Annotated in this window: 16 protein-coding genes; 9 read left to right on the top strand and 7 right to left on the bottom strand. The window is 41.3% G+C overall.

Annotated features, from left to right (window positions below; genetic code table 11):
• Nucleotides 1-148: 148 nt before the first annotated feature.
• The 4 genes from LPTSP_RS11720 to LPTSP_RS11735 all read left to right on the top strand — a co-directional run bounded on the left by LPTSP_RS11720 (nucleotide 149) and on the right by LPTSP_RS11735 (nucleotide 6,480).
• Nucleotides 149-364, top strand: coding sequence for a hypothetical protein (locus LPTSP_RS11720; protein WP_108928924.1), 216 nt, complete (start codon nucleotides 149-151; stop codon nucleotides 362-364).
• 175 nt (nucleotides 365-539) lie between these two features.
• Nucleotides 540-1,640, top strand: coding sequence for a DegT/DnrJ/EryC1/StrS family aminotransferase (locus LPTSP_RS11725; protein ID WP_108928925.1), 1,101 nt, complete (start codon nucleotides 540-542; stop codon nucleotides 1,638-1,640).
• 291 nt (nucleotides 1,641-1,931) lie between these two features.
• Nucleotides 1,932-5,288 carry an efflux RND transporter permease subunit gene (locus tag LPTSP_RS11730; protein ID WP_108928926.1) on the top strand — a complete coding sequence of 1,119 codons (3,357 nt, stop codon included), beginning with the start codon at nucleotides 1,932-1,934 and terminating at the stop codon, nucleotides 5,286-5,288.
• A gap of 166 nt (nucleotides 5,289-5,454) precedes the next feature.
• Nucleotides 5,455-6,480, top strand: a complete 1,026-nt coding sequence (locus LPTSP_RS11735) for an LEA type 2 family protein (protein WP_108928927.1) — start codon at nucleotides 5,455-5,457, stop codon at nucleotides 6,478-6,480.
• A 543-nt stretch (nucleotides 6,481-7,023) separates the two neighbouring features.
• Here the strand turns inward: LPTSP_RS11735 and LPTSP_RS11745 are convergent.
• Nucleotides 7,024-8,289, bottom strand: a complete 1,266-nt coding sequence (locus LPTSP_RS11745; protein ID WP_108928928.1) for a sugar transferase — start codon at nucleotides 8,287-8,289, stop codon at nucleotides 7,024-7,026.
• A gap of 111 nt (nucleotides 8,290-8,400) precedes the next feature.
• On the opposite strand from LPTSP_RS11745, the gene LPTSP_RS11750 reads away from it, so the two are divergent.
• The 3 genes from LPTSP_RS11750 to LPTSP_RS11760 all read left to right on the top strand — a co-directional run bounded on the left by LPTSP_RS11750 (nucleotide 8,401) and on the right by LPTSP_RS11760 (nucleotide 12,790).
• Nucleotides 8,401-9,168, top strand: coding sequence for a response regulator transcription factor (locus LPTSP_RS11750; RefSeq protein ID WP_108928929.1), 768 nt, complete (start codon nucleotides 8,401-8,403; stop codon nucleotides 9,166-9,168).
• A 73-nt stretch (nucleotides 9,169-9,241) separates the two neighbouring features.
• Nucleotides 9,242-11,158: a sensor histidine kinase gene (locus LPTSP_RS11755; RefSeq protein WP_245915557.1), complete on the top strand. Its 1,917-nt coding sequence runs from the start codon at nucleotides 9,242-9,244 to the stop codon at nucleotides 11,156-11,158.
• A gap of 156 nt (nucleotides 11,159-11,314) precedes the next feature.
• The gene (locus LPTSP_RS11760; protein WP_108928931.1) at nucleotides 11,315-12,790 is read left to right on the top strand and encodes a flavin-containing monooxygenase; all 1,476 of its coding nucleotides are present in this window, start codon (nucleotides 11,315-11,317) and stop codon (nucleotides 12,788-12,790) included.
• 38 nt (nucleotides 12,791-12,828) lie between these two features.
• Here LPTSP_RS11760 and LPTSP_RS11765 read toward each other — a convergent pair whose 3' ends face one another.
• Entirely contained in the window at nucleotides 12,829-13,485 is a 657-nt protein-coding gene (locus LPTSP_RS11765; RefSeq protein WP_108928932.1) for a TetR/AcrR family transcriptional regulator, read from the bottom strand.
• A 136-nt stretch (nucleotides 13,486-13,621) separates the two neighbouring features.
• On the opposite strand from LPTSP_RS11765, the gene LPTSP_RS11770 reads away from it, so the two are divergent.
• Nucleotides 13,622-15,646 carry an oxidoreductase gene (locus tag LPTSP_RS11770; protein WP_108928933.1) on the top strand — a complete coding sequence of 675 codons (2,025 nt, stop codon included), beginning with the start codon at nucleotides 13,622-13,624 and terminating at the stop codon, nucleotides 15,644-15,646.
• Nucleotides 15,647-15,660: 14 nt separating this feature from the next.
• Nucleotides 15,661-17,403, top strand: a complete 1,743-nt coding sequence (locus LPTSP_RS11775) for an acyl-CoA dehydrogenase family protein (RefSeq protein WP_108928934.1) — start codon at nucleotides 15,661-15,663, stop codon at nucleotides 17,401-17,403.
• Nucleotides 17,404-17,470: 67 nt separating this feature from the next.
• On the opposite strand, the gene LPTSP_RS11780 is transcribed toward LPTSP_RS11775, so the two are convergent.
• The 5 genes from LPTSP_RS11780 to LPTSP_RS11800 all read right to left on the bottom strand — a co-directional run bounded on the left by LPTSP_RS11780 (nucleotide 17,471) and on the right by LPTSP_RS11800 (nucleotide 21,899).
• Nucleotides 17,471-18,565: a hypothetical protein gene (locus LPTSP_RS11780; RefSeq protein ID WP_108928935.1), complete on the bottom strand. Its 1,095-nt coding sequence runs from the start codon at nucleotides 18,563-18,565 to the stop codon at nucleotides 17,471-17,473.
• A gap of 175 nt (nucleotides 18,566-18,740) precedes the next feature.
• Nucleotides 18,741-19,520, bottom strand: coding sequence for a GNAT family N-acetyltransferase (locus LPTSP_RS11785; protein ID WP_108928936.1), 780 nt, complete (start codon nucleotides 19,518-19,520; stop codon nucleotides 18,741-18,743).
• A 100-nt stretch (nucleotides 19,521-19,620) separates the two neighbouring features.
• Complete coding sequence (locus LPTSP_RS11790; RefSeq protein ID WP_108928937.1) at nucleotides 19,621-19,977, bottom strand: PilZ domain-containing protein; 357 nt, start codon at nucleotides 19,975-19,977, stop codon at nucleotides 19,621-19,623.
• Between the two features lie 118 nt (nucleotides 19,978-20,095).
• A complete protein-coding gene (locus LPTSP_RS11795; protein WP_108928938.1) occupies nucleotides 20,096-20,917 on the bottom strand; it encodes a histone deacetylase in 822 nt (273 codons plus the stop codon).
• Between the two features lie 85 nt (nucleotides 20,918-21,002).
• Nucleotides 21,003-21,899, bottom strand: coding sequence for an alpha/beta fold hydrolase (locus tag LPTSP_RS11800; RefSeq protein WP_108928939.1), 897 nt, complete (start codon nucleotides 21,897-21,899; stop codon nucleotides 21,003-21,005).
• Between the last annotated feature and the right edge of the window lie 32 nt (nucleotides 21,900-21,931).

The raw sequence follows: 21,931 nt of genomic DNA on the forward strand, positions 1-21,931 counted from the left end.
CTAAATCCTGGTTTTTGTAAAGTCCCGGGGCAAGGAAAAATCTCTGCCCTGTTTTTGAATTCGAAGAAAGCCCCAAAAAACAACTTGAAGAGTACGATCCCGATTTCGATAATTCTCTCGTCTCAGTCCCTTTTTATCAGAGGTTTTTATGGGTAAAATCATAGGTTTTCTTTTTCCGAATTTTGTAGGTCTTATTCTTATTGTACTCGGATGGTGGACAACTATCATCAATGTGGCCACTCTCCGTTTCTCTGGTGAGTCTTATTTTAATAAATGGACCTATACTGGTCTCGTTTTGATCATTATTGGCGCTTATTTGCCTGAAATCTGGATTGGGATCCGTAATAAAATTTTCGGAGATTGAGGGGCCCTTTTTTTCTTGTACGAAAACGTCTAGACATTTCCGCTGGTATTCTATTTATTTGCATTTGCAATCCCTGGGATAACCAGCTCTGGAGATTTTGAAAAAGATCTTTACGAGCTAAGTACATGGGTTACAATGCGACATAATAAAATTACTGGAACCTGAGAAGGGGAAGATGAGCGCGGAAACCGAAGTTTTAGAGAAACCAAGCCGGAAAAAAACCGATATCGAATTCCATAAACCCACTCTTTCTCGGGAGGATCTGAAGACCGTTTTAGAGGCGTTGGTAGAAGACCATCTTGCTTCCGGTTCTGTGACCCATAAATTTGAGAAGGCATTTTCCTCTACTTTCAGGATCAAACAGGTAGTTTCTGCAAACAGTTTAACTGCCGCATACCATCTGTCCTTATTGGCGTTGGAAATCCAACCTGGAGATAAAGTCGCTATCTCCACATTCGCTCCTCTTGCCGCTCTAGATGCAATTTTCTTAATGCAGGCCCAGCCTGTAGTTGTGGATATGGGAAAACATTCCTTCCATATCTGTCCGGAACGATTGGCTTCCGTTTTGGAAGACGAATCTATAAAGGCTGTGGTAGTAGATCATACTTTCGGTTCCTTAGCGGACTTCTCCAAATATGATTTCAAAAACCGTCCTGTGATCGAAGATTTTTCGGAAACTGTAGGTGCAAGGACAGAGACTTTCACTCCTGGTAAACAGGGAAAAATTTCCATCTGCGGTCTTTCTATCGAGTATCTGATCACCACCGGAAACGGAGCCTTGATCTGCACTGATGATGATTCCATAGCGAAAAAGATCAGAGCCAGAAAAGATGGCAAAGATCCTTATCCAAGAAAAGAGGGACAGCCTAGATTAGATTATGATATGATCGATTACCAAGCGGCTTTAGGGATCGAACAATTATCCAATCTTGGCGTGATCTTAGAAAGAAAGAGAAAGATCGCTCAGGTATATCTGCAATCCATTCAAGGTTCCCAAGTTGGCTCTCATTTTAACGATCCGAATTCGGATACTTTCAACCGTTTCGTGATCCTTGCTCCAGGTAATTACGAGCAGGTAGAAAGGTACTTCCGTTCTTTACAAATTGGTACTCGCAGAACTATGGCAGAACCGATCCATCATATCTTAGAACTTTCTAATTCAGATTTCCCGAACGGTGAAAGACTGTACCAAAGAGGTCATTGCATTCCGATCTATCCAAACTTAACTAAGGATAATGTGCAAAGGATCTCTCAGGCTATTCGTAGGATTTACTAAGACTTAAGCGAACCCGGAGCCGCCTAGCCAGCAAAGCTGGACCTGCCATTTAACCGACTCTCGTCTATATAACTTTAGAATCATTCGAGTAACTTTGTCTGACGTTCGTTTCTGATTTTGTCTCCTTATTTTTCGATTTCTGACAGTTAGTCCGATCACAAAACCTTTCTTCTTAAATTTCCGAACCGCGGTCCGCGAATTTGTTTTCGAAAATTCAGGAATCGACCGCAATGGACCTCTGAGCTAATTCTTTATTCGATTTTCGAAATATTAGGATTCTCCGGAGGCAACTTGAATATCGCGCTCCTCTCCATCAAACGTCCCATCTTTATTACCAGTCTTGTAATCCTTATGTTGATCACTGGTATCTTCTCCCTTAGCAAGATGGGAGTGGATCTTTTTCCGGATGTAAATATCCCAGTAGTGACCGTAACTACAATTTATCCGGGAGCGGGTCCGGAAGAGATCGAGGAATTGATCTCTAAACCCTTAGAAGAAGAACTTTCTTCCATTGCAGGTTTGAAAAAGATCACTTCCCGTAACCAGGAAGGTGTTTCAGTAGTTTTGGGAGAATTCACTCTTTCTACAGACATCAAATATGCAGAGCAACAGTTTAGAGATAAGACTGCATCGGTTCGTCCCAAACTTCCAGACGGTATCAAAGAACCTAAAGTAGTTCGTTTCGACCCTGCAGACCAACCGATCATTCGTCTGGCGGTGTTTGCCGATCTGAATCAGGCAAAAATGTACGATCTTGCCAAAGAAACCGTTAAGGCGAAGTTGGAACAGATCGCCGGTGTAGGTTCCGTTAAATTAGTCGGAGGGACCCGAAGAGAGATCCAAATCGAATTAGATAGAAATAAATTAGTTTCTTATCAAATGCCTATGGTGGTCATCGCTAACAGGTTAAAGACTGCGGGCCTGAACGTTCCAGTCGGTAAATTCGATTCTGGCGCAAAAGAAACTTCTTATAGAACATTAGGAAGATATGAATCTCTTTCCCAAATCGAAAATACGATCGTTTCTTTCGGAGGCGATGTCGGAAATTCCGTACTCATCAAGGAATTAGGAATTGTAAGAGATGGAACGGAAGACGAAGAGACTTTAGGTTATCTTTGGGCTTCCAAAAGTGACGAAGTCGAAGAGGAGGATGTAGGTCTTATAACCCATCCTATTACTTGGATTACTCAGGTTCCAAAACGGATCAAAAGACTTTTCGGCGGCAATAAAGGCGCTGTCATTGAAAAAGAACTGAAACCCGCGTTATTCATCGACGTATATAAACAATCCGGAGCGAACACAGTATCCGTTGCAGATGAGGTCTTGAAAAGGATCGATAAGTTAAATGCGGATATCCAACCTTTGGAAGGAAAACCTAAGATCAGACTAATCCGTGACGGTTCCAGATGGATCCGATATAACGTAGAAGACGTTACGGAAGCGATCGTTTTAGGGATACTTCTCGCGGTCATCACTGTTTATTTTTTCTTAGGGAACTTAAGGTCCACGATTATCACCGGTCTTGCATTGCCTAACTCTTTGTTAGGAGCATTCATTATCATGTGGATAATGGGATTCACGATCAACGTTATGACCTTATTGGCCTTATCTCTTGCGGTAGGTCTCTTGGTCGACGACGCAATCGTGGTGCGGGAAAACATCTTCCGAAAACTGGAAGAAGGCGCGACTGTGATGGAAGCCGCAGAAAAAGGAACCATGGAAGTGGCTCTTGCAGTTATCGGGACCTCCTTAACCGTGATCGCAGTATTCTTCCCTGTAGGATTCTTATCAGGGATTGTTGGTCAGTTCTTCAAACAGTTCGGTTTGACAGTCGTTTTTGCAATGATCATTTCCCTTTTCGACGGTCTTTTTGTGGCTCCAATGTTGTCCGCTTACTTTGCGGGTAAACTCACCCACGATAAAAAGAACGCTGCAGTCGAAGCATTCGATCGTTTCCAAACTTGGCTCGAAAAAATTTATAAGATCACAATGCATTACGCATTGGCACATCCAGGAAAGATCATTCTGCTTACTTTTCTAATTTTTATTCTTTCCTTTGTAAGTTGTGCGTTTGTGAAAAAGACATTCTTACCTGCAAACGACCAGGGCGAATTTATGGTAACCTTGGACCTTCCTCCGGGCACTAGCTTACAGGGAACGAAAGATGTTGCGGATAAGGTTTTGGTGGAACTTCAAAAATTCCCTGAAATGGATAAGATCGCAATCACTATCGGTAAACCGGATGGTGGAGAACCGAACACAGCTATATTGGCAATCGCACTTGTTTCTTCGAAAAAAAGATCTAGAGATACTACTTCTGTCAAAGAAGACATTCGTAAGATGTTAAAGGCCTTTGATTACGCAAGGCCTGCAGTTTCGGATTATTCCGCAGTGGGCGGCGGGGTGCAGTATCCGTTCCAATTGGTGCTGAAAGGAAACAATCTGGAAGAAGTGGAAGCATATTCTAAAAAAGTAATAGAAAGACTGAAAGGTATCAAAGATCTCGCCGACATAGACTCCGACTTTAGAGGTGGTAAACCTGAATACCAAATCGTTTTAGATAATTCTAAAATGCAATTGGTAGGGGTACTTCCCGGGGTTGCTGGTTCCGAATTGAGGTACCAGATCGCTGGAGATCAGGTCAGTAAGTTTTATGATAAGGGTATCGAATATGAGGTCAGAATGAGGCTTAAGCCCGACCAACGGAACTTGAGAGCCGCTTACTCCCAAACAAAGGTTCCGAATATCGCGAACAGATTGATCCCATTGGGAGCGATCGGTACTGGTAGAGAAAACTTAGGACCTTCTAGGATCAACCGTATCGATAGAGCAAGAGCGGTAGTTGTCAACGCGAACCTTGCACCGGGCGGTGCAATCGGAACCGCAATGGAAGAAGCGACTAAGATCCTGAACAAAGAAATCCCTCCTCCACCGGGGGTTCGTTTTAATTTCCAAGGTCAGTCGGAAGATTTAAAAGAACTATTCCTGAATATCATCATAGCATTCGGTCTCGCTTTGGTATTCATCTACTTGGTTCTTTCTTCTCTTTATGAATCTTTCATCACTCCGATCACGATATTATTCGCGATCCCACCTGCAATTTCCGGAGCATTCTTCGCGCTGTTCTTAACAGGAGAAATGTTGAATATATTCTCCATGATCGGACTCATCCTTCTCATGGGACTCGTTGCCAAAAACTCCATCCTTCTCGTGGACTATGCGATGCAAGCTGTGAGAGAAAGAGGGATCACAAGAGACGAGGCAATCTTCGAAGCAGGCCTCGTAAGATTACGTCCGATCTTAATGACATCGATCGCGATGATCATGGGAACTGTTCCGATCGCATTGGGCCTCGGAGAAGCCGCAAAATCCAGAACTGCAATGGGTATCGCGATTATCGGAGGATTGATCCTCTCTACGTTAGTTACATTGATCGTGGTCCCTTCTATTTTTGGCGGTATCGACAAGTTCAGAGAATGGATAGAAGGCAAATTCCGTCCTGATATGAGCGCGACTATTCACAGTGAAAGCGGGCATTCCGGAAGCACGTCGGTATCCACGAATCATAATCAGCCTTCCTTAAGTGAATGGGCCCAAGATGTGGAGTCCAAATCTAAGAAGGGAACTCCTGCTAAGAAGAAAAAGTAGTTTGTAAAGCTGCTCCCCACCCTTCCTGGGTGGGGGCCGGTGCGGTGGTACACAAAAACCGTTCTACTGATCTCAAAACTCCATTTTTTATTTCCAAACCTTCAAAACTTAGTTCCCAATAATCTATAAATCTCAAATAAAGACTTCACCTTCCACGGAGGAGTTTATGATCCAAAAAACTTCCTTACATGCCTATATCGGAATTACTCTTGCAGCAAATCTTCTATTCGGTTGTGCTCAATTACAAAAAGTTGATTTAAAAAAAGTAAAAGAAAAGATTGAGGATCTGGACAAACCTTCCTTCGTCTTAGAAAAAGTTTCCATCGCGGAGATTAATTTATCCGAGATCAAACTTAGAGTGGATTCGAAAGTAAAAAATCCATATCCGATCGCTTTGCCTGCGACCAACCTTGAGATAAATATCCTGATCGAAGGGCAACAATTCACAAAGGCAAAAACTAAAATACCAACCGTTGGTGGGAATTCCAACAAACCGGTTCCAGTGGATCTAACATTCGCTTACAATGATCTAGCCGAACTCTACAAAAAAGTTCCAGGAAAGATCGACTTAGTAGTCAAAGTGCAAGGAGTCGTTTCCCTTCCTATCCCGGAAAAATACAGATCCATCGCAGGCGCCGCGTCCCTTGACTTTCCATTTGAAGAAGAAAGAAAGATCCCTGCAGTTTTGCCGGACATTGAGATCCGAAATTTCAAAATTATCAAACCTGATCCTTCTACCATCTTAAGCTCCGCAGGGACGGAAGATCTGGCCAAAAAAGCCACGACCTTCTTAGACACATTACTAGGTCCTCAGAAAAAATCTCCAGGCTCCGCTGTCGCCGCGGGATTGTCGTCGCTCGACTTAAAAGTAGACACCGAATTCCAGATCGTATTAAAAAATAGAGCCACATCTAGATTACAATTTTCTGAATTTGAATTTGAGCTCACATTGGAAAAAGAAAAATTCCTGACCGGCCAACCCGTTAGGATCGAAAACCAAGGACAAGAATCCATCCTAAGCGTTCGGACCTCCTTTCCCCTTGGAACAGTCACCCAAGGGATCGCTAACGCAGTTTCCAAAAGATCCGCGGCATTCCGACTAAACGGTAAGGCAACCACCGAAGCCCCCGAGATCGGAACAGGTCCTGTCTTATTCAAATTCGACAAATCCGGCTCTTTCAGCTGGAATTAACGATAAGGGCGCATGCTCGCCATTAAGGCGAGCACCCGGCTCTGCGCTCCAATCCGCTTCGCGGGATTTCCGCTACGATCCGTTGCGCGGCAGTGATCCAAAATATATTATAATTATCTAATTAATAATCCTGAGATACGAATTCCTCCCGGAAGAAAATCCTATCCAGTCCGTTCTGATATTATTTTCTTCCAAGTAAGTTCGAACTCTTTTGCTAACGCCAAACCCTGCACCAAGCTCATTAGTTCCATGCAAGTTCCCAAACTTTAAATATTTCCCAGTTTCAATCTCCACTTCCTCTAGATCTCTTGTAAAAACAGAAAGATCTTCATTAAAAAAACCTACAAACCCTCTAAAAATTCTCTCATAGCTCTCATACTTCGCAGCAAAACATTTTTTCGAAATGCGATTCTCTAATAGATATCTATCTAAACGATCTCGAATACGGATCGATTCCTGTAATAGTTGTTCTTCTTTACATTCAAATCCGTATCCGAAAATTTTCTTTCTAAACACTAAGACAATATGCATAAAAGAAATCACTCAAACGAAAAATGTTTGGAGTATCTTTCTCTCCGTGGTTCGGGAAATCTTCTTAAATTGAAAATAACAATCTTTGATCGAAATTTCTAAAGCTTTGAATGTTTTTCGATGATCCATTAAAACCGAAATACAAGCCGCAAAAGAGAGAAACCTCCATAGTATCTTGAAAAGAAATCGAGTGATCGGATTTTTGAGTCGGATCTTAAAAAATGTACTATGAAAGATCAGATGTTTTTCTTCATCTTCCGCGATATGAAGTAAGGCATTCTTCACGGAACCGAACGGGATTTTTTCTGCGATCTTTTTGTAAAAGCAGATCCCGATCACTTCTGCGACCAATAGTACCATCAGTTTGAGTCTGGTTCCTAAAAGCCTTCTGCCAAAATGAAAAAGTTTCTCGGTCCAATTACTTTGGATCAGTTCTCCTCTTAAGGCGCGAACGCAGTCCCCTAAGATACGCGCATGTCTACCTTCTTCTTTTACGAAAAGTTTAAGCGCTTCTCTATAATTCGGATCCACTCCATAAATATTTATATGATCTATATCTTTTGCGATCCTACCTTCGCCCGCTTCTCCCAACTGAAAGATTGCCAAAGATTTAGCGACCGGGAGTCGTTTTTGAGGAATAAACCCAATGACCTGTTCTTGTACAACAGGATAGGGACGATCCGCATTTTTCTTAAAATGTTTTGCCCAATTTCCCCAAAAAAAGCCTCGATCCCTTTTCTGAAGTCGAGTCCATAATAAATTTCTAATTCTTTTCTTACCGAAAAGATTCATCACTAAGGTTAATATTACGATCTTAACATCTAAGATGAAACTTCTTCTTTTCAGATATGAAAGATCGAAACAAAGAGAATATTTTGACCCTCTTCCTGAATATAATTGAGACAGTCCGGTGATCCCTGGACGAACCGACCATCTCCGATCTAAACTTTCTACTCCCCAACCCAATCGGACAATATCTTGTTCGGTTAATGGCCTGGGCCCCACAATACTCATATCCCCTTTTAAAATATTCCAGATCTGAGGAAGTTCGTCCAAACCAGTACTTCTCAAAAAAGAACCTATAAAAGTTGGATTCCCGTCCTTTAAGGTCCTGAATTTCCAGATCCGAAATCTCTTCTTTCCTGAACCTACCCTTTCTTGTAGGAAAAAAACCGGACCAGGATCAAAGACAGAGATCAGTAAAAAGATCCCAAGCAAAGCCGAGGAAAATACGACGAGCGCTATCAAAGCCAAAGAAAATTCTAAAATTCGTTTCATGGATCAGAGAATATCGAATTTTCAAAAACAAACCCACCTTCTGAGTGCAGAACTATAAGCACTCAAGTGCTTGACCTCCTAGTTCTTCTTATCCTAAAATTCCGAGAACACATGAAAGCCGAACCTATCAAGATACTGGTTGCGGAAGACAATCTGAAACTCAGAAAAGCGATGATCTCCGGCTTGGAAGAATCCGGAAAAATAAGATCCGTATTCGACTGCGAATCAGGAGAAGAGGCAATTCGTTATTGTTTAGAAGGAGACACAGACGTTCTTCTCTTAGATGTAAGACTCGCGGGAAAATTAAACGGAATAGAAACCATTATTTCCATCCGGAAGGAATTCCCGCGTAAACCGGTAGTCATCTATTCTATACAAGACAGCGACGAATACTTTAGGACTTTCAGAAGTTCCGGGATCTTAAGCCATTACGCTTACGTTCGAAAATCAAATTATCTTCTTCCTCAAATGGTGATCCCACTCATTCGATTAGCTTACGATGGAAAAAGTTTTATAGATCCTGAAATCGAATCCAGGGTTACAGAAGTCAGGGAAAAGGACGAAAATTCTCCTTTAGCAGTATTAGAACCCAACGAAAGGTCCGTGGCAGAAATGTTGGCCAAAGGATTTAGTAATGAACAGATTGCACAACATTTCGGATTCAAGGACAAAAGAACGATCAGCAGGATCAACGGTCAGATCTACTCCGCCTGGGGATTAAATGAAACAAACTCCGATGAAAAAGTAGCCCGCACAAGAGCGGCACTCATCGTATTATCGAATCGTTTTTTAGAATGGGAAGAAGACGAAAAAATTTTTTATAGGAATTCTACCGGAGAAAGGATTCCTTGGACACCTAACTTTGACAATAGATCTTGAAATCCTAATCTGTTCCGTTTTTATTTTTCTTTCCACAAATTTGTTTTGGTTAGGCTCGACTACTGGAACAAATTTGGAAAAGAAAAACGCGGCTGCTTATTTCAGTATTTTTACTCTGTTCGTCTCTTCCTTATTATTCTCTTTCTCAGCGATCCTCGGCCAGAACGGATTCTTGGTTGTTTCCTCTTATCCTATCTTGTATTTTTTTCCGGGACTGGTCTTATTGATACTCATCCCATTCGGATGGTTCGTTGTAATCGTTTGGTTTTTCGGGTTTTTAAGAAAGAAGTGGGTTTTTCTTTTTCTATTCTACATTCTTTCATTTTGCCAATTAATTGCGATCTCAATCTTACTTATCCATAATCCGGGCAAAACATGGAATATCAGTTTATTTGAATATTGGAAATTTGTACCATTCTCATTCAAATCCGCTTACTTAATTTATATTTTTGTATGTGTTTCTCTTTCGCTACTTTGCCTCTTTCTATTCAAAATTTCAGATAACAGTCTTTCCGAGTTAGGAAGACAAAAAGCGATCCCTTTTTTAAGGTTAGTTGGATTCTCTCTCTTAGGGGTGGTCTTGTTGGTTTCCGTTCTATTCGTTGGAGAGGAATTCGGGATTATAGAAAATCTGATCTTAAAAGCGGAAAAAGAGCCCAAATACTTTTACGGATTCATACTTTGTATCCAAGCGTTGATCTGCATCTCCATTCTAGCTTTAGGCTGGGCCTTAACTTCGTATGAAATACTTACGGGAAGGATCTTACCTAAGATCAGCTTAAAACAAGAATGGAAAAATTCTGTCTACACGTCTTTAGCACTTTCTTCATTCTATTTTCTATTAGCAAAACTTGGATATCCTAAAGCTGAAATATTTATCGTATTCTCCTATTCATTCTTCCTTTCCCGATTTTTTACGGTTAGAAAAAACAAACTGGTAAGTTCCAACCAAAACGAAGTATTAAAAAAGATCTTATCTTCCGGCTCGGTCAAATTATCTTTCGGATATTTATGCAAGGATGTATTGGAAGCAACTAAAGCTGCGTTGGTTTTTCGAGGAAAAATCCCTTACTTCTCAGATACAAATGTCCATTATCCTCAAGATATTCCGCAGGAAACATTCGATTTTTCTAAGGTTGCTCCCCATCCGGAAAATCCAAACATTCAATACTTAGATAAAGATCGCTTTTCCGGCTTTGTGATCCTAGTAAAAGTAGAGAGCGTCCTTTCTGGAGACGCCTACTTAATCTTGGGTCAAAAAGAAAACGGAGGATTATTTGCAGAGGAGGAAATCGAGATTGCAAGGATCACAGGAACCTGGCTAGTACATTCTCTATTTTTGGAAGAAACAGGCAATATTCTGGAAGAACTTCAAAGAAAGAAAATACAAGAGCAAAGACTTTCCGACCAAAAGACCAGACAGATCCTTCACGATGATATACTTCCAGAGATACATTCTCTTATTTTAGAAATCTCCAACGAAAAGTCAGGAAGGCTCAATTCCCAACATGCAAATTCACTTGCTGAACTTCATAAAAGGATCTCTTCCTTATTAAGAGAAATGTCTGATACCGGTTTGGAAATTTCTAGGATCGGCTTAGTTCCAATGCTAGAAAGACTGCAGGATTCAGAAGCTAAAGATTCTAATTTAATTTGGGAAATAGATCCAAATATAAATTCTCAAACAGAAAACTATCCTCCCGAAGTGAAGGAAGTTTTGTATTATGCATTCAGAGAATCCTTACGTAACGCGATAAAACATTCGGGAGAAGTCCGATCGAAGATCTTTATTCGTATTCAATATCAGAACGGCTTATTTATCCAGATCAAAAATGAAATAGGAAAAGATCTTATGCCCGTAAGTTCCTCCGGCCAAGGACTGAAAATACATAGCGCACTTTTGAGAATCTTTCACGGATCTTTGACATTGGAGTTCTCTAATTCTAAGGAAGCTATAATCCGGATCTTTCTTCCTTCTCCCCAAAATTAAATCTAAGATTGATATTTAACAAGGTTCGACACAATTATAGTCTAAAAAATCGACTTGATAGAATGATTTCTATTTCAATGATGCGCTTAAGCCGAAACCTTAAAAATACAATCTTGTGAACTTTTGTTCATAATATTTATCCGGAGTTAGGAAAATATGCAGTCACGAAACAAAAAAGAAAAGTCGATCTCTATAGCAATCGTAGGTACGGGCTTTGGAGGTTTATGTGCTGCAATACAACTTAAGAAAAACGGATTTCACAATTTCGTAATTTATGAAAAATCAAATTCCGTAGGAGGCACTTGGAGAGAAAACACCTATCCAGGAGCAGCATGCGATGTGCCTTCTCATCTTTATTCTTTTTCTTTCGAACCGAATCCTAACTGGCCAAGGAAATATTCCGCCCAGCCTGAAATACTTTCTTACTTAAAACATTGTGCCGAAAAATACGGGATACTTCCTCATATCCGTTTTGGTATCGAGATAAAATCTGCCGATTGGGATGATCCTTCCCGAGTTTGGAAAATCAAAACTTCTCATAATGAGACCTTAGAGCATGACGTTTTTATTTCTGCAGTAGGACAATTAAATCGTCCTGCCCTTCCTACTATCAAAGGTTTGGAAAGTTTTAAAGGCAAAATCTTCCATTCTGCAAATTGGGATCCTGCTTATAATTTTTCAGGGAAGAAGATAGCCGCCATCGGAACCGGTGCGAGCGCTATACAATTCATTCCACAGATCGTGAACCAAGGAGCCGAGGTAACCGTTTTCCAAAGAACTGCACCCTGGGTGGTTCCTAAACCGGATCGTAAATATTGGAGTTTCGAAAAGTTTCTGTTTAAGTATCTTCCCGGGTTTAGACTATTACATAGATTTCAGATCTATATTTGGAACGAGATCAGAATGATCGCATTCCAAAAGAATAATCATGCCAACCAGATCGTAAAATGGATGAGTCTTTCTCACATGAAAAAATTCGTCAAGGATCCGGAACTACGTAAAATTCTGACTCCGGATTATCCAGCAGGATGCAAACGTATCCTTCTTTCCAACGATTATTACGAAGCATTAGCAAAACCGAATACAAAAGTTCTTTCTGAATCCATCCAAGAAGTAAATCAGGACGGGATCATAACCAAGAAAGGTCTCCAAAAATTCGATGCAATCGTTTTTGGAACAGGATTTAAGGCCACCGAGTTTCTATCTCCCATGAAAGTAAAAGGAACGAAAAACCAAGATCTGAACGAGGTTTGGAAGAATGGTGCGGAAGCTTATCTAGGTGTTACCGTAGCAGGTTTTCCGAATTTTTATATTTTATACGGACCGAATACGAACCTAGCTCATAATTCCATCGTGTATATGATAGAAGCCCAAGTCCGTTACATCATTTCTGCTTTGAATGAAATGGATAAAAATGGGATCCAAGCGTTGATCCCTAAGGTTCGTAGTATGCAAAAATATAATGCATCTTTAAATAAAAAATTCGATAAATTCGTTTGGGACACAGGATGTAATAACTGGTACATCAATTCTTCCGGTAAGAACACGAACAACTGGCCCGGTCATACTTACGAATATTCGTATAGAACGAGAAAAATCGATCTGTCAGAATATGATATTCTCTCTGCTTGAAAATTGCAGAGAAGACTATTGCATTATAAATTTATAAATTACCCTACTTCGGGAGGTGGCAGAGTCATTCCGGTGTATGCACACTCTATCACGGACAAGATAAATTTTTTCATCTCCTCTTTGTTTTTTTGAGGTTTTATCCTTCCTTCCAAAAATAGCATAGCGATCCCATGGATCATAGACCAGGAAGCCACAGTTTTCTCGCGTGTTTGCCCCGGCTTGATCGCCCCCAACCTCTGCCCCATACGGATGATCTCATGCAATTGCCGATACGTTCTTCTAGAAACTGCGGACAATGTTGGATGTAATTTTAGATCTACACCACCGAACATGATCCTAGCAAATTGCTGATTGTTCAAAATAAACTGAATATAGGTCCAACCCAAAGCACGGAAACGTCCTATAAAATTATTATCCGTTTTTTCGAGCTCCTTCTGGTATTCGGAAAAATATTTCTGAAATCCTCTTTCTGCGATCGCAGCAAGCAGAGCGTTTTTGCTTTCGAAATGATGATAAGATGCTGCATGACTCACACCTGCAAGCGCCGCAACTTTTCGTAAAGAGATCTCTTCGAGAGGTGTCGTCTTTAATAATTCAGTGCCCGCGAATATAAGATCCTCCCTGACAGTGATCTTGTCTTTCTTAAACGGCCTTCCCGGTCCCTGTTGTTGGCGGCGTTTATTCTTTACGGGCATACCAACGATTCTGACTATCTTCCATTCTTTGCAAGAATATATTTACCAGTGGTAATTTAAATCTTGATTTTCGCATTATTTATATTACCACTGGTAAATAATAACTCTAATACCGAATTCAGCGGAGAATTGTATTATGGAAAGGGCTTTTCAACCCATAAATATAGGAAGGTTTACTCTTCCGAACCGATTCGTAATGGGATCTATGCACCTCGGACTCGAAGGTAAAACGGAAACCGCAGAAAGAATGGCGGCATTTTACGGAAAACGATTTGAAGGTGGCGTCGGCCTTATAGTCACCGGCGGAATAAGCGTGAACGAGGAAGGACGAGGATCGAAACACTTCTTCAATATACAAAAGGAAGAGCACGCAGCCGAATTAAAAAAGATGAATGATCTTCTTAACGGAAGCGGAACTATGTGCGCCCAACTTTTCCACGCAGGACGTTATGCATTTGATAGAAACTGCGTAGGCCCTTCTGCCATCCGTGCTCCTATCAATAGATATATTCCTAGATCCCTCACAGAAGAGGAATGCTGGAAGACTGCAGAAGATTTCGGGATCGCCGCAAAGCTCGCAAGAGAAACAGGATTCGGAGCTGTAGAAATTATGGGAAGCGAAGGATATCTCATTAACCAGTTCTTCTCTCCGGTTACAAATCATAGAAACGATCATTTCGGAGGGGATCACAAAAAGAGAATGAATATGGCAGTCGAAGTTCTTCGGGCAGTCAAAAGAAATCTTCCGGAAGGTTTTCCGATCATTTTCAGAATGTCTGGAATCGATCTCATTCCTGGAAATCCAACTTTCGAAGAAGTATGCGATCTAGCCAAAACACTTCAAGAAGAAGGAGTATCCGCTTTGAATATTGGGATCGGATGGCATGAATCAAGGATACCCACTATTAGCCAGTTAGTTCCAAGAGGAGCCTGGGCAAACATTGCAGGACGGATCAAAGAAAAAACTCCCGGTATTCCTATCATTGCATCCAACAGAGTAAACGATCCGATCACTGCACAAAGAATTTTTGATAATGATCAGGCAGATATAATTTCCATGGCGAGGCCTTTTCTCGCAGATCCGTTTATCGTAAAAAAAATCAGAACAGGTATGTCAGATCGGATCAACACATGTATTGCATGTAACCAATCCTGTCTAGACCATGCTTTCATAGATAAATCGGTTTCCTGTCTAGTCAATCCGCAAGCTGTCAATGAATTGGACTACGAAATCGATCCTAATGTGAAACCGCAAAAAGTTGTGGTGATCGGATCGGGCCCGGGAGGGTTAGAAGCTGCGAGGGCAAGCGCCTCTTTCGGTCACAAAGTTATACTCCTCGAAAAAGCGGAGCAGTTAGGAGGACAGTTCCTACTTGCTTCTAATATCCCAGGCAAATCTGAATTCAAAGAGACCCTTCGTTATTTTAGAAACGAACTTCCGGCACTCGGAGTGGATATTCGCTTAAATACAAATTGTGACCTAAAGCTACTTGAAGAATTAGATCCGGATGCGATTATATTTGCAACAGGCGTTACCCCAAGAGAATTTACTTTACCTGGCATTGATATTCTTCCGGTCGGAAATTATACTGAGTATCTGACTGGGAAATTCAAAGCGGGAAAAAAAGTGGCAGTGATCGGTGGTGGCGGGATTGGTGTTGATGTGGCTCATAAGCTAACTGAAGAAAACGATCCTAGTCTCGAATCTTATTCAAAAAAATATAATATTGATTCGTTTACGAAGGTCGCTATCCAACCTCACAAATCGGAAAGAGATGTTGCGATTTTTAGGAGAAGCGGAAAACATGGTGCGGGTTTGGGACCTACTACATTTTGGGCTCTCAAACAGGAATTAGAAGCATCCGGCGTAGAATTCTTTCAGGGACTTAACTATAAAGAAATCACGAAAGAAGGTCTTAAGGTGACTTTGAAAAACGGAGAGGAGATTCTTTATCCATGCGATTCTCTAATCCTTTGTGTGGGACAGGAAAAAGAAAGTTCTCTATATGAGACCTATAAATCTTTGCACCCGCAAAAGCAAATATTCGTTATCGGTGGAGCAAAGAACTCCAAAGGAATTGATGCAGAGAGAGCCTTTCTAGAAGGATTGAATGCCGCACACAGTATAGGAAAGGAAAACAGAGTCTCTGCGACAGCATAGGTAAATGAGGGAATATGATAGCTAATAATTATTTTACAGACGACCAAGATTTAAAACTATTTTTCGAACATTTGATCGATTGGACTTCGATCGTAAATTCAACGGAAGGCGAAGAGTTTTTCGATCACGAACTTTATAAGAAAACGAATAACCCAAGATACGAAATGGCTCCCTCCAGCGTCGAAGAAGCTGTAGAATTATATAGATCGAGCCTTGAATCCTTAGGCGAATTTTTCGGAAAGGATGTATCTCAACTTTCAAGTGTCATGGATAGGAAACATCTACGGTACGAAAATGGAACGGTAATATTCCCAGACGAAACTACATCGATATATGAGAAATTCCGCGACACAGGACTCATGCCTTTTTCTATTTCGAGAGAAGCAGGAGGACTAGGACTACCCGGCACTATGAGTGCATTTTATGGGATGATCATGGCAAGAGCAGACGTTTCTTTTTGCATGACCGTCGCTCTATTAAATCTAGCGCAGATCGTTTCGAGATACGGAACAGAGGAACAAATAGAAAATTTTGCGGCAAAAGCAGCAACGGGCGAGACTCTTTTTGCAATGTCACTGACCGAACCTGATTTCGGATCCGATCTAAATAACGTAAGAACGACCGCAGTAAAGATGGAAGACGGACATTATCGTTTAAACGGAACAAAACGTTTTATATCCCAAGGTTGCGGACTCGGTCCTTATCCTTCCAGTCTATTGACTCTTGCACGGACAGGAAATGGAGGGGCTCGAGGATTATCCGTATTCTTGGTAAAAAGTGAAGATGTAACGATCGCAGGAATTGAAACAAAAATGGGAATCCATGCCTCTCCTACCTGCGAAGTCGTATATGAAAACAGTTATGCTGAACTCTTAGGGCAAGAAGGTCTCGGCCTCACCCGATACACTACTGGTATGACAAATTTTATGAGACTCGGAAGTGCGGCATGCGGTCCCGGCAGTGGAGCCGGAGCATATTATGAATCTCGCAAGTACGCCGAAGAAAGACAACAGTTTGGAAAACCGATCGCAGAAATCCCTGCAGTTGCCGAAATGCTCCATAAAATCCAAAGAGAAGTGAACGCGTCTAGACTTCTCACATTTGAAACCGCTCGAGTTGTGGATATGTATCAGCATCACCAAATTCGTCTGGAGAAAGGGAATAAAGAAGATAGAGAGATCCGAAAAGACGAAAAGGTAAAAAAATGGGGTAACCTCGCCTCCGTTCTAACACCTATCGCAAAATACTATTGTTCTGAAGAAGGGCATAAATGTGCAAACCTTGCCGTTCAAATCCATGGTGGAGCCGGTTACACGGAAGATTACGATGTGGCCAGAATATTTAGAGATTCTAGGATCAATACGATCTACGAAGGAACAAGTCAAATCCACGTTAGAATTGCAGTCGGTGCCATCGTAGCGGGAATGACTGGAGACGGAAATTTCAAAAAATATCTGGAATCGATTAAAGCGGAAATAGAATCACCTTCTAAGTTCCTCATAGAACAATCTAAAATATTCGAAGATGCAATCGCTAAATTTAGATCAATCGAAGAAGATCAAATCAAAGAAAGAGTCGCTGAAAATCTAATGATCATCACCTCGAGATACCTCTGCAGTATGCTGTATGAGAAAGCTTTAATCAAACTGAAACAAAACGATCAATTCGATCGTTGGACAAAGGATTGTAGGGCATATTTGATCGATAGCACTGCTATTGCAAAATCGTGCATCTATAGAATCGAAAACGCAGTATAAAGCAGTTGGAAATAAGCTGATCTATACCCAGTTCCATTCGAAAATTTTTGCTGGAATGAAACTGGAATTACTTCAGGAATTTAGGAATAAAAGAAGTCTTTTCCGGATAGAACTGAGAAGCGAGTAAGAATATAAAAATACTTACTGCAATCCCGATAGATGCAAGAAGAACGTCCTTACCTACTTTGCGGAATGTCTCCAAATAAGGTGCATCCCTGTAGGTAAGGAAATTTAACATAATCTCTCTTCCTGCAAGCATGCCCAAGAACACCCAAGTGGTGGACATTGGCATATTGCTGATCTTTTGGAAGAATATTAGAATACTCGCATATACTAGATCTACGATAGTTGCTGCCTTAGACCATTGGATGTCGGACTTCTCCGTAACTATCTCTTGGATAGTTCCACCATTCGTGTACAATATAATACCAAGAGCACCGATCAGAATAGAAACTGCTCCTGCAAGCTCCATCCAATTCAATTGCCTAGGAAGATAGACTACGATGTTGGCGGCGTCTTGAGCAAGCCAGGCCGCCCATAAGAACAAAGTGGAGAACCATTGTAAGATAGCCCATTTTCTTTCGGTTCTTGGATCAGGCATATGATCGTCATAATATTCTTTTGGATCTACTTTTACTAAGATCCCCCAAACAACCAATGCGGTGATAAATGCGATCATGTATCCTAAAAAGGATTTGGTCAGCATCTTCTCTATATTCTGCCCGCCGAATAAACCCAGGATCAAAAACGTAGTTGAGATCGGGGACTTCATCCGGGTGATGACAACTAGAACGATAGGTGCGATCAATTGTAGAAAATTATATTCTGCAGGTGGAGTAAAATTATCCAGTCTATGAAAATGGACTTCTCCGCTACCTGACCACCAAGCGTATCCGAATACCAAAGCAAGAAGGCCACCCAAGGCGGCAAGTTTTGGGAACCAATGTACCGACTTTTTACTTTCTATGAATGTTCCAACGGTTTGGACAGCATCGTTACCTGCCACGGAAAATGCGGAAATACAGAAAGCGAACCAACCTAGAATATAAGAAGAGATCCCTAAATAATACCCCAAACTCATGACCAAAAAGGAAAGAAATACCAGTAAATAAAATCGGATCTGGTCCTTAAAAGAGGGATGTTGGAAATCGATTTGATTCATGAGTCACCCAAACGGGTTTCGCTTGTTTGAGGTTAATTTAGTATAGAAAAAAATCGAAAGCTCAAACGGTCAAGGTGTATCGGCCCATATTTAGGCGCCGGAAAGGGGGCAAAAACAAAAACGGGCCTCGTATTGGAGACCCGTCCCGACTAAAAAAACCCTGTTTCTCTGAGTTCTATTCTAGGTAATGTTTGCTGTATCTTGATTCGATGTCTTTGATATCGAAGATGATAAAGAAATCCGTGGTTTTGAAAACGGAGTCCAATGCAGGAGTTCCGCAGATCAAAGACCCGGCTCTGATATATCCTTTAATCAATGCAGGAATTCTTTTAGAAATTTCCTTAATATCTTCAGGAGAATAATTCGTATCAAAACCTTCCATCTCGAATCCTGGCAGAGGTTTCACGTCGAAATCTTCTCCAGCTAACGCTTTCTTATCTTTTAAAAAAGCATACACATCGTTTGCAGCTTGTGCATCGGTGCTATGAACAGAACCGCAACCGAATAGATATCCGATATTGTTCTTCTTCATATATTGAGCGAGTCCGCCCCAAAGAAGAGAGATCACTGATCCGTCTCTGTATTCAGGATGAACACAACTGCGTCCGATCTCTGCGGGTTCTCTTTCTAATTCGTAAATTTTAGTAATATCGAATTCGTTGTCGGAATAGAATCCTAGATTCGCCTTTGCAACACTTCGGCGAAGGATTCGGTAGGTTCCAACGATCATATCATCCCGATTCTTATCTACAACGATAAGGTGGTCGCAAAATAAATCGTATTCATCTCTGTCCTTACGAGTAGCTGCGGATTGAGGCAAACCTTCTCCCAACTCCAGATTGAATACATCATAACGAAGAGCCAAAGTTCTTTCGATCTCGAGTTGGTTCTCTGCGATCCTTACTTCAAGCTTACGTTCTACTTTCTGCTTTTTTTGGACTGTTCCTGATCCCATTGTCGTCCTTCTTTTCCTTGTTAGGATGCTTCTATCTATCATCCTAAATGGTTACAGTCGGATTACGCTGGAAAGAAATTCCGATGACTGACTTGGCCTATTAACCTGCCATTCTGCGGAGTGAGGCTAGTTTTTTGACATAATCAATCAGGAATTCCTTCCCTTTTAGGTCGATTTGGGTGAATTGGAGACCGAAAAGGCCCTGTGCTTCCTTGGAAGCGCTTAAGTGTTTAATCTTTCCTAACGCTTTAAATGGTTTGTATCCGGGCAGAGAAACCACAATTTCCACACTGGAATGTATATCGCATCCATCGAATTTATGAGGAACACGAACCGCAATCCCTCCCTCGCTAACGTCCTGGGCTATAAGAATATCTAAAAAACCGTTTCCCATCAATTGGAGTTGAACTGGTTGTTTAGGAAAAGGGACGACCCTTACCTGTTTTCTTTTCTCCATTTGAGGACCCTCCGGACATTAGAATAATGGCCAAACCTATACTATAAATGGATAAGACGGGAGAAGAAAACGGTTTTCCTACGAAAAAATAATCGCGTAACACACGTTCAAAATAGTGCTAAGTATTTAGTCCTAGCTCTGCCTCAGCACCTTCTACCAAAGAGAGCTTATAGGTGGAAAGTACCTTGGAGACCTTCTTTTCGAACTTACGATTGAATACGAAGAAGTTCAAAGATTTCTCCAAAAAGAAAATCATTTCTATCGGCTTCCATTCGATCACTCCCCGTTTTGCATCTACGATCTTTCCATGTTGTAATAATGTAGAGATGGCTCGGATAGAATGTTTCGGAAATGTCGTTCTCAAAGCCTGGTAAAGAGCCTTGGAGTCAGCTTCTAAAAAATGGAATTTACGGGAAAAGAGTACTGCGTCGTGAAAATATTCGGGACGGATTACTGCTCCGTTCAATCGGAGAGAGATGATCAGAAATCCGATCAGGTCCGACATCTCGGGAAAAATCCCAAGACCGGGAACATCTTGTCCAGGATACAAACGAGTGGAATCTCTTCCTTCCTGTTTCGGATGACGTGTCTGAAGCCAATTCACCACCAGATATTTTTCTTTAAAGAAGTAATCGTTGAGCCGTATCCTATATTCTTGGATGCTCAAACGTAGATGTACTAAAATTTCATTCTGGAAAGTGAGAATGAGTTTTTGGTAGGTATCATCGCTTCCGGAAAGATCCAGTTGGAAAGAATCGTATCCTCTCTTTTTAAGCTCTGCAAGAACTCCTGTGATCTCGAAAAGTTCCCAAACACTTTCTTTTGTTAGAGAATGAAATAGAACTCCGGATTGAGCGATGTGAGAGTCCACCGCCGCACATAAAAAGTCGTCGTATACAAAATCGAAAAAACGCGGATTATTGTATGCAACCTTACCCATCGAATCTTTCGCTTTCTTTACAGTTTCGCAGGTTTCTCCCTTTTTTCAAGGAAATAAATCCGGTCACCAAACTATCTGAGAAATATCAAAGTTTCGATCTGAAGTGTGAGTACGCTTTCAAAACCTGATCGGCAGCTTCTGTCTGAGGATAATGTCCTATGCCGGAGAGTTCGTATACTTGCGCTTCCGGTCTAAGTTCTTTCAATCGATCCACCACATGTTTACCGCTGACTGGATCTTCTAATCCGTCGGCCAATGCATATGGGATCGGACAATCCAAAAGGGCGCCTACCCACCTCTCTCTGAAAATTTTTCTTTCTCTCATGTATCTTATCAATTTGTGATAAATCGCCTTTCCTCCTCCGTCGCTCACACATTCCCAAAATCCATCCAACTCCTCTTGGTGAGGTTTGGTATTGGGTCCGAATACTTCTGAAAAACTTTTTTGAAAGGAAGTCTTGTTCACTAAACGGGAAAATAAAAATCCCAAAGGACCGTTTAATAATTTCTGCACAGCTCTAGGTCTATGTGTCTCCGGAAAGATCCCACCATTTAGAAAGAACACCGACTCTAGATCTGGTCCGCCAATCCTCTGTCCGGATAGTTTCTCTCTGAATCTTGCAACCAATTCTTGCGCCACAGTATCTCCTAGGTCGTGAGCGAGAAGATGCACTTTTTTGATGCCTTGTTCTTGTAGGAAAAACTCAGCCTGGTCCGCATATTCAAAAATAGAATAGTGTCCATCTTTAGGTTTTTCAGAAAAACCGAAGCCTAGATAATCTAAGGTCAGAATCTTATACTGATGTGAAAGAGGTTCCCATACCTCCTTCCAGTCCCAGGAAGAAGTGGGAAATCCATGTAAAAGAAGAAGAGCTTCTCCTTCTCCACCTATCCGATAGAATAGTTTCCTTTTTTTCCATTCAAAGAAAGCTCCCAGTGCCTTCCAGGCCAAAGGGTGGGTTCTCCAAAGCGGTTCTGACATAGACTCCTCCAGAAGGAGCAATATTGTACTCC

The organism is Leptospira johnsonii, from assembly GCF_003112675.1.
Classification (GTDB): domain Bacteria; phylum Spirochaetota; class Leptospiria; order Leptospirales; family Leptospiraceae; genus Leptospira_B; species Leptospira_B johnsonii.

Bases quoted from the DNA above. Each gene is read 5' to 3' on its own strand.
- LPTSP_RS11750 (WP_108928929.1), top strand. From the start codon at position 8,401: ATGAAAGCCGAACCTATCAAGATACTGGTTGCGGAAGACAATCTGAAA.
- LPTSP_RS11785 (WP_108928936.1), bottom strand. From the start codon at position 19,520: ATGGGATCAGGAACAGTCCAAAAAAAGCAGAAAGTAGAACGTAAGCTT.
- LPTSP_RS11770 (WP_108928933.1), top strand. From the start codon at position 13,622: ATGGAAAGGGCTTTTCAACCCATAAATATAGGAAGGTTTACTCTTCCG.
- LPTSP_RS11795 (WP_108928938.1), bottom strand. From the start codon at position 20,917: ATGGGTAAGGTTGCATACAATAATCCGCGTTTTTTCGATTTTGTATAC.
- LPTSP_RS11720 (WP_108928924.1), top strand. From the start codon at position 149: ATGGGTAAAATCATAGGTTTTCTTTTTCCGAATTTTGTAGGTCTTATT.
- LPTSP_RS11735 (WP_108928927.1), top strand. From the start codon at position 5,455: ATGATCCAAAAAACTTCCTTACATGCCTATATCGGAATTACTCTTGCA.
- LPTSP_RS11780 (WP_108928935.1), bottom strand. From the start codon at position 18,565: ATGAATCAAATCGATTTCCAACATCCCTCTTTTAAGGACCAGATCCGA.
- LPTSP_RS11725 (WP_108928925.1), top strand. From the start codon at position 540: ATGAGCGCGGAAACCGAAGTTTTAGAGAAACCAAGCCGGAAAAAAACC.
- LPTSP_RS11790 (WP_108928937.1), bottom strand. From the start codon at position 19,977: ATGGAGAAAAGAAAACAGGTAAGGGTCGTCCCTTTTCCTAAACAACCA.
- LPTSP_RS11760 (WP_108928931.1), top strand. From the start codon at position 11,315: ATGCAGTCACGAAACAAAAAAGAAAAGTCGATCTCTATAGCAATCGTA.
- LPTSP_RS11765 (WP_108928932.1), bottom strand. From the start codon at position 13,485: ATGCCCGTAAAGAATAAACGCCGCCAACAACAGGGACCGGGAAGGCCG.
- LPTSP_RS11775 (WP_108928934.1), top strand. From the start codon at position 15,661: ATGATAGCTAATAATTATTTTACAGACGACCAAGATTTAAAACTATTT.
- LPTSP_RS11745 (WP_108928928.1), bottom strand. From the start codon at position 8,289: ATGAAACGAATTTTAGAATTTTCTTTGGCTTTGATAGCGCTCGTCGTA.
- LPTSP_RS11800 (WP_108928939.1), bottom strand. From the start codon at position 21,899: ATGTCAGAACCGCTTTGGAGAACCCACCCTTTGGCCTGGAAGGCACTG.